The 7,521-nt window shown below is 39.0% G+C and carries 10 protein-coding genes; 4 read left to right on the plus strand and 6 right to left on the minus strand.

What is annotated here, in order from left to right:
- Positions 1-25: 25 nt before the first annotated feature.
- Together AB4384_RS08820 and AB4384_RS08825 are read left to right on the plus strand one after the other, a co-directional pair.
- On the plus strand, positions 26-370 hold the full coding sequence (locus AB4384_RS08820; RefSeq protein ID WP_102305694.1) for a hypothetical protein: 345 nt from the start codon (positions 26-28) through the stop codon (positions 368-370).
- A 277-nt stretch (positions 371-647) separates the two neighbouring features.
- The gene (locus AB4384_RS08825; RefSeq protein ID WP_154723876.1) at positions 648-1,100 is read left to right on the plus strand and encodes a hypothetical protein; all 453 of its coding nucleotides are present in this window, start codon (positions 648-650) and stop codon (positions 1,098-1,100) included.
- A 571-nt stretch (positions 1,101-1,671) separates the two neighbouring features.
- On the opposite strand, the gene AB4384_RS08830 is transcribed toward AB4384_RS08825, so the two are convergent.
- The 6 genes from AB4384_RS08830 to AB4384_RS08855 form a co-directional block, all read right to left on the minus strand.
- Positions 1,672-2,115 (minus strand): YiiD C-terminal domain-containing protein, encoded by a 444-nt coding sequence (locus tag AB4384_RS08830; protein WP_082419996.1) that lies wholly within the window; start codon positions 2,113-2,115, stop codon positions 1,672-1,674.
- Positions 2,116-2,180: 65 nt separating this feature from the next.
- Positions 2,181-2,825, minus strand: a complete 645-nt coding sequence (locus AB4384_RS08835) for a DsbA family oxidoreductase (RefSeq protein ID WP_055024797.1) — start codon at positions 2,823-2,825, stop codon at positions 2,181-2,183.
- 120 nt (positions 2,826-2,945) lie between these two features.
- Positions 2,946-3,257, minus strand: coding sequence for an EthD family reductase (locus tag AB4384_RS08840; RefSeq protein ID WP_055024798.1), 312 nt, complete (start codon positions 3,255-3,257; stop codon positions 2,946-2,948).
- A gap of 45 nt (positions 3,258-3,302) precedes the next feature.
- Positions 3,303-4,103: an SDR family oxidoreductase gene (locus AB4384_RS08845; protein ID WP_055024799.1), complete on the minus strand. Its 801-nt coding sequence runs from the start codon at positions 4,101-4,103 to the stop codon at positions 3,303-3,305.
- 141 nt (positions 4,104-4,244) lie between these two features.
- Complete coding sequence (locus tag AB4384_RS08850) at positions 4,245-5,066, minus strand: AraC family transcriptional regulator (protein ID WP_198589623.1); 822 nt, start codon at positions 5,064-5,066, stop codon at positions 4,245-4,247.
- A 165-nt stretch (positions 5,067-5,231) separates the two neighbouring features.
- Positions 5,232-5,825 (minus strand): TetR/AcrR family transcriptional regulator, encoded by a 594-nt coding sequence (locus AB4384_RS08855; protein ID WP_055024800.1) that lies wholly within the window; start codon positions 5,823-5,825, stop codon positions 5,232-5,234.
- 109 nt (positions 5,826-5,934) lie between these two features.
- Between AB4384_RS08855 and AB4384_RS08860 the strand changes: the two genes are divergently transcribed.
- Positions 5,935-6,753 (plus strand): peroxiredoxin family protein, encoded by an 819-nt coding sequence (locus AB4384_RS08860; RefSeq protein WP_055024801.1) that lies wholly within the window; start codon positions 5,935-5,937, stop codon positions 6,751-6,753.
- 18 nt (positions 6,754-6,771) lie between these two features.
- The gene (locus tag AB4384_RS08865) at positions 6,772-7,329 is read left to right on the plus strand and encodes a carboxymuconolactone decarboxylase family protein (protein WP_055024802.1); all 558 of its coding nucleotides are present in this window, start codon (positions 6,772-6,774) and stop codon (positions 7,327-7,329) included.
- The last annotated feature ends 192 nt before the right edge of the window (positions 7,330-7,521 follow it).

The following is a 7,521-nucleotide window of genomic DNA, read 5'->3' on the forward strand; positions in this document are numbered from 1 at the left end:
GTCATTCAAAAACAGGGAGAAGAGCATGAGCCAAACCATTACCGTGTATTCATCGAACTACCATCACGGAAGCAAGTCTGATGGCGTATCGAGCAACGATCTGGAACCGTACATCTCCAACAATTACGCCGACGCTTTGGGTTACATATTCGATTACGTGAAACAGCGCATCATCCATTCTTGCCCGGACCTCTTTGTTGAAGAGCAGCTTGAACGTCCGTCGATGAACTGCGATGAGCTAAAAGTAATGCTCGACGAAGCGAGCCAAGATCAGCAGGAGAACTATTGTGATTGGTATTTTGAAATGGAGAATGAAAGCCTGACCACGGCTTCGTATTGCATCAAAGAGCATTCTATTTCGTTGTCGTGATGACGGATGGGGGCGTCCACCAGCAAATACGTATTGAGCCAATGTCCGTCTTAGACGGTGAGCCCCCCTTTCTGAATGTAGATCTTTTATACACATCAAAGTGACTGCATTCGGTAATTAATATTCCTAATTTGGGTCACTAATTGCTAATAGTAATTGTCCGGTAATGTATAAAAGATTGGCAACGATAAGATATAGCTTTGTACTTGTAAAAAATTCTCTTCTCGTTGCATTGTTGCTTTTTGAACATCGAAAAAAGTCTATTAGGATTTACTCTATGAAGAACCAATTTGTTAACAAAAAACTCGCTGTAAACCTATACCTTCCAGCTCTACTAGCCATCATCGTCTTTTGTTCTTTCTTAGGAGGTATCAAGTGGATGGGTAAAGGACTGTCTGATATCAGTGACAAATACATTGAACAAGTTGACACCTTGATTAATCAAAGCAGTAAATCGAACACAGACGAACGATTGTACGCTCAAAAATTTTCACCAGCGTTAGATTCCTTCGAACGAAAAATATATACGATAGAAACAAAAAAAGGGGTATATCATACTATCTACAACAGTGAATTGATCGTACCTCTTGGGGCAAAGGTCTTCGTCATGCACCCAATCACAAAGGACACTGAACTTTATACCCACCTGAATCTGGACAGATTTGCGGCCATTTGTATCGAAGATATGGATGATATCGAGTGTTATCGAGGTAAGATTCAGGAGCTCTGAATGGCTATCTAATCTCTCAAGTGCTCCCCGTTTCGTGCGAAAATAAACTCTATTACGTAGCCGTGATTCATGCTGGTGGAAGAAATAAAGTGAGTCTTGGCCAACAGAGAGAGTTTAAGACTCACAGCCTGCCATCGAATCAACGCTCGACATCCACTCCAGGTATGAGCCACCAGCCCTGAGCGCCTTCACCTAAATGTCGGTGGACAACTAAGATCGAAACTCAGACAATAAAGTTCGCAACTTTAACATTAAAGATTGAAACTTTTAGGGGTAAGCACTACTCCTGCTGAAACAGATTTTTGGACAGAAATCATTTAGAGTACTCTGTCTACGTCGACTAATATTGATTAGAAAAAGTATCCGAAATTATCAAAGATCTATAATTAGTTTCACCCTCTTTATCTACAAAACGAGCGGTGAACGGTAGCCGAAGAGTACAGGGCAAGATCACGAAGCTTTACCTTGTGCTAAGTTTTTTATCTTATACTTCTTTTTGATAACAAACCAAGTCAACCATGTCTAAGCTCAATTTATTCAAGTACTTTGTAGCCTTCATTGCATTTTGACCTTATAACTCTTTATTAAAAACGACGTATACTCCCTCAAAAGTAGCAACCAACTCATCCGCACAAAATAGATTGCAGGCTATTTGAACACGACCTTTTCCCTTGCGTTGAAACGCACGATGAAACCGAGACCACGCCGTAAGGTTGTCATATTTACATACTGCTGTTACATCTTTGCTGGCGGGTTTCAAGTATCGAATGCTATTTTTTTGAATAACAATTTGATGTTTTTTACCCTCCAGCTGGGCATAAACTAAAGACCAACCTGCCAAAATACCAACAACAGACAAGCTGCCGCCAAACACCGTATTCATGTGGTTTGTATTCATTCTCAATGGTGCAGTAATCTCGATATTTTTGCTGCTACAAGTATTCACACCGATACCGAGAGACTTTGATACTGGTATATGATGATGAAGGTAGACTTCAAGCTCTCTATGTTTCATATAGACCGTTGCCTTTTTTAGACCGCCAAAATATTGCAAAAGTCCGTTTTAGAGGGATGCAGGAATTACATTTTAGCTAATTCAGTTAATACTTGCTTATACGTATCCACTGATTGGGCTCCAGAAATAGCGCTCTCGCGATTGAATACAACTGTTGGAACACCTGATATACCCGCTTGTTTCCATTTCTGTTCCAGCGACTGGACATGACTTCGCATATTATCGTCATCTAGGCATTGCATTGCTTCGTCAACATTAATACCAAGACTTTGCAACTCTTGCTCGAGGGTACTCTTGCTGGATATATCTTTTTGCTCGCTATAAAACGAAGCAAATAACCGGTTTTTAAGCTCGGTTTGCTTGCCTACACTTTTTGCATGCTCCAGAAGAATATGAGCATCAAGGGTATTTACAGCTTTTAGCCCGTCAAAGTAGTCGAATTTAAACCCAACGTCTTCTCCAAGCTCTGTCATCTCTTTTCTGAAACGAATGCTATCTTCTAATGTAGTACCGTACTTCCTTTTAAGGTGGGCACGTAGGTCTTCACCTTCAAGCGGCATATCTGGATTTAACTGAAAAGGTTGCCACTCAATCTCAATGCGATCTTCTATCCCAAGCTCTTTTATCGCGGTATTTAAACGCTTATAACCGATAATACACCAAGGACAAATCACATCTGACACTATATCCAATTTGATTTTCTTATTCATATTTAACTCTTTTTTATCAAGCGTTTAGCTTCAATTTTATTTCATTAAATAACACTAAGCTGAATCCAAATTGTTTATTATTCGGTATCCTGCTCATTTTCACCGTAGAGAGTTGCGGTTCTATATTTTTTGCTCACAAAGCTGAATTGTTGGAACGGTATTAGTGAAGTTCGGTACATCAGCTTTTATCTTCTCTGCATTTGGGCCAAATGCCGTTTGAAATGACTCTATAGATTCAAATGAAATTGTACTAATCGCCACATATGCCGCTGCTTCACCAGGAACAACACTTGTTAGCCCTGCATCTACTGTCGCCCCTTTTAGTGCGTCTCCCAGAAGCTCTCCTATCATAGGAACATGTTTGTTGCAGTAGTAATCAAAATCAAAAATCACATCATCGTTATTTGGGTATATTACGTATACTTTAATCATTGCTTTTTCCCTTTTTCTTTCACTAAAGTTTTAAACTGTTGGGGGTTACATTTTGTTCTTGGGCATTGCTTTTCCAATCATTGATTCACCCATTATTGCCTGCTTTTGGTGGGAGATGATCCCAGAAAGAATAGCGGTCATTCGATTACGTTTACCTGGAACCACAACTGCTTTTCTACCCAAACCATTGATAGCTATTTCTGCTACTTCCGCAGGATCTTTTGCAACCATAGGTAGTTTTGACCAGTCAACACCATTATCAGCAGTCATCGGTGTAGTTGTTAACCCAGGAGAAAGAACCGTTACATCAATACCTTTGGGTTTAAGTTCGCCATGAAGAGATGCACCTAGCTGAAGAACATAGGCTTTGGTACCTGCATAATTTGAAAAATATGGGGAAACCATATGACCAGAAAGACTTGATACCATTAAAATACCGCCTCTTTTTCTTTCGATCATCGCTGGTGTAAAGTGGTGAGTCAGTTGCAATACAGAGGTAACGTTAAGCTGTATCATCTTCAACTCTTGCTCTAGAGATGATTTAGCAAACGAACCATTAACTTCAATACCAGCGGCTAGTACAAGTAGCCCAATACTTTTGTCAATTTGCTTAACTTTTTCGACGCCTTCTGACGTACTTAAGTCAGCAGAAACTGTCATTGCTTTAATTCCGTAGCGTTCCGTAAGCAACGTAGCTTGCTCTTCAAGCTCTTTTTCTCGACGAGCGACCAAAACAACGTTCAATCCTTTTGCCGCAATCTGGCTTGCCATTTCTGCGCCAATGCCTGATGTTGCCCCTGTGATAAGTGCCCAATCACCATATTTTTCTTTAAAGCTGATACCCATAATTCGTTACCTTTCTCTGTGTTTAGTTGATGGGGTAACTATATGGAATTTGGAGGTACAGAGCTCTCCATAAAAGTTCAAAAATTGCTCACATTAGTTCAAACGAGCCAACCTGAATAGAAAGGTTAAAATGCGGTGGTGTCAAGTTAAACGAAATTGAGAAGGGGATAGGCCTGTTTGTCCTTTAAAGGCACGGTTAAACGTGGAAACCGACTCGAAACCCGTTTCAAAAACGATGTCGGAGATACGTAAGCTATTATCTTTCAGTAACACTTTAGCTTTGTTGATTTTTAATTTGCTAATGTATTTTATTGGGGGTTCTGAATACACCTCTTTAAACTTACGTTTAAAAGTAGAAACACTCATATGACACAGTGCTGCCAACTCATCCACACTCAGATCCGCATACAGATTACTTTGGATAATATCTTCAAATTTGGCAAAGTTAGGTTTAAACATAGAAGCAAGAAAATCGAGTTCAGAAGGTGCGCCGGTTCTTTTCGCCATAAGAATGACAAATTCACGTAGTTTGCTCTCGATAAGCAAATCATCCGCCAACTCTGGAGAATCCAGCAATATACTGATGCTATCACGATAGTGCTCTAGCAATTTGTCCACTTCAACCTGCAAAATATTATAATCGACCCTGTATTTTGACTGGCTAATATCAAAGTTAAACAGTGACTGAAATATTTCAGGATAGAGAAGGATACCAATCGCTTCACCTGCACCTTCATCATTATGATAGCTAGTGTTTTCATAAAAGTAGTTAGTGCATTTTGCCAGTATTCCGCAGTTTTTGTTCAATGAAGCAGATTCTGTCTGTTCCCTGACGTTAAAATCGCCATTTGTGACAAACGCAAAACACGCTTCACTGTCTACAAATACGCGCGGCATACGTTTGAAACTGGGTATATCTTGTTTTTGAAAAACAATACGTCCATTATATTTTATTGTTTTCATTTAAAGGCACCATTCAATAGTATTGCGATAAGGATAAAGCAGTCTACCTGCTCGATTAACTAATTGGCTCAACTAGAATCGTGTTGCTACGGTGCTGCATTCATAATCATTAGACATCTAAAACTCGACAACAAAACTAAAGCTCGAGAATAGCCTACGCATAATCTATTTTTCAAATGTACTCAATACAAGCATGAATACGTGTATAGATCGAGCGAGAGATTCATGTGGTCTTTGCCCTCTTGATTGAACTTTGAGTCCTTGACGAAACGTAAGGAAATAGTCGGTCAAATGCTCCGCATCTATACCATCAATAAGTCGTTCTGTTTTCTCATATTGAGTAAAAAATGCCAGTGTTGCAATACGACCTTGTTCAAACTTCTTAATAACATACTCATAGAGGGCTGGTTCGTTTGATTTTAATTCAACAATACTGTTTGTAATTAAGCAGCCGTAAGTGAGTAGATCATTCTCTGGATTTAAGAACTCACTATCAAATAAATATTGAAGATTCTCTGATATTAATTTATCTGAGTCGAGTTTCCTGAGTACCACAGACATGTGATGCTCAACATAGAAATCTACTATACATTTAAACACGGTTTCTTTGTTGCCAAACGCGTTGTAAATACTGGTTTTAGTTAATCCTGTAACGGTCGATAATTGATCCACCTTAGTCGACGCATAACCATGCTGCCAAAAATATTTGGCCATAACTCCAAGCACTTCTATCTCGTCAAACTGTCTTTTCTTTGCCATTTATCTATACAACTACATAAAATTCTTATTGACACCTATTGTACTAGTTAGTACATTAATTGCAAATGTACTAACTGGTACAATTAAACAAAACAATGAGGAACAAACGATGTTTTCAGCTATAGCACTATCACTACTTGGATTTGCCTCAACGGTGATTGGAAGTTTGCATTACTTTCTAAAAGTAAAAAAGAACAAGCCTCCCAAAAATCCTATCATCCTTATGCTAGCACTTGCGGCAGGTGTCCTTTTGGGGCTAGGTGCAATTATCAGTGGGATTATAAATATGCATTGGAGCTTTGTTTTCGTTGTCTTAATGTCCAGCTTTTCCATATTTCTTGGTGGTAAATTCATTTGGGTATTCAGTCAAAAAGATACTCCTCTAGGTGATATTAAAGTTGTAATTGGAGATAAGTTCCCACAATTCGAATCAACAACATATGACAACGAGATTTATTCGGCTGATGACATAAAAAATCAACGCGTTCTACTCAAGTTTTACCGAGGTGCTTGGTGTCCATACTGTAGTGCTGAATTAAAAATGTTTAACGATATGAAACCGACCCTAGATCGATATGGCGTTAAGGTCGTTGCGTTGTCGGGAGATACGGCAGAACAAGCAAAAATGCACATCGAACGAGATAGTTTAGATTTTCTTCTTTTGTCAGACCCAGAACTCAAAGTAGTTAAACAATACGGCGTTGAACACCACAAGGCTTTAGGGGCTGACTCGTCTAAAACAAAAACAGTATTAGGGCTGCCATTTCCTACTTCATTTGAATACAAATCAATGTCTATCCCAACATCGGTCTTAATTGATGAACATGGTGTCATCCAATGGATAGATCAGTCTGAAGACTATCGACTAAGAGCAAGCGAAGAACGATTAACTCAAGCCTTACGTAACGCTTTCACCATTAATAAATAATAAACCGAGAGAATTATTATGTTTAACTACCACAATATTGAAACAGCACCAGAAGCTTCAAAGCAAATGATGGAGCAATCTAAAAAATCACTTGGTTTAATTCCAAATTTACATAAAGTGCTAGCAGATGCTCCCGCAACTTATCAAGCTTATTTGAAGACTTATGAGTTATTCACGCAAAGTACACTATTCAGTCCACTCGAAGCTCAAGTGGTTCTGATGACCTCAAACTTTGAAAACAACTGTCACTATTGCGTTCCTGGTCATACGTGGATCATGAAATCAGCTAATATGCCAGAAAGCATTATTGAAGCACTACGGGAAGGAAATGAGTTACCTGATGTCAAACTACAAGCGTTGCATGTCTTTACTAAAGAGCTACTAGATAATCGTGGTCATATAGGTGATGAAAAGTTGCAGAACTTTCTAACGGTAGGATACACTGAGCGGCATGCACTTGAAGTGTTGACAGGCTTAGCTTGCAAACTCATTTCAAATTTCACCAATGCATTATCTCATACACCAGTTGATGCCCCATTAAAGGCTTTTGACTGGACTCACCCTTCAGAGAGGTAAGATCAATCTGAAGAGAGTATCTACTGATACTCTCTTTTAATGGCCGTGTATTTTCATAAGTATATGTGTTGTGGATTAGTAAATTTGGCCACATAGTCAGAACTCTAGGCATAAAGAAAAGTAAGTCAAATTACGAATCTTTAGTATAGCCTCATTCCTGCTCTAGCTTGTTATGGGGCAAAAGTAAGTTCA

This window comes from Vibrio sp. 10N.261.51.A4, from assembly GCF_041471945.1.
Classification (GTDB): Bacteria; Pseudomonadota; Gammaproteobacteria; order Enterobacterales; family Vibrionaceae; genus Vibrio; species Vibrio crassostreae_C.

Bases quoted from the DNA above. Each gene is read 5' to 3' on its own strand.
- AB4384_RS08820 (WP_102305694.1), top strand. From the start codon at position 26: ATGAGCCAAACCATTACCGTGTATTCATCGAACTACCATCACGGAAGC.
- AB4384_RS08825 (WP_154723876.1), top strand. From the start codon at position 648: ATGAAGAACCAATTTGTTAACAAAAAACTCGCTGTAAACCTATACCTT.
- AB4384_RS08830 (WP_082419996.1), bottom strand. From the start codon at position 2,115: ATGAAACATAGAGAGCTTGAAGTCTACCTTCATCATCATATACCAGTA.
- AB4384_RS08835 (WP_055024797.1), bottom strand. From the start codon at position 2,825: ATGAATAAGAAAATCAAATTGGATATAGTGTCAGATGTGATTTGTCCT.
- AB4384_RS08840 (WP_055024798.1), bottom strand. From the start codon at position 3,257: ATGATTAAAGTATACGTAATATACCCAAATAACGATGATGTGATTTTT.
- AB4384_RS08845 (WP_055024799.1), bottom strand. From the start codon at position 4,103: ATGGGTATCAGCTTTAAAGAAAAATATGGTGATTGGGCACTTATCACA.
- AB4384_RS08850 (WP_198589623.1), bottom strand. From the start codon at position 5,066: ATGAAAACAATAAAATATAATGGACGTATTGTTTTTCAAAAACAAGAT.
- AB4384_RS08855 (WP_055024800.1), bottom strand. From the start codon at position 5,825: ATGGCAAAGAAAAGACAGTTTGACGAGATAGAAGTGCTTGGAGTTATG.
- AB4384_RS08860 (WP_055024801.1), top strand. From the start codon at position 5,935: ATGTTTTCAGCTATAGCACTATCACTACTTGGATTTGCCTCAACGGTG.
- AB4384_RS08865 (WP_055024802.1), top strand. From the start codon at position 6,772: ATGTTTAACTACCACAATATTGAAACAGCACCAGAAGCTTCAAAGCAA.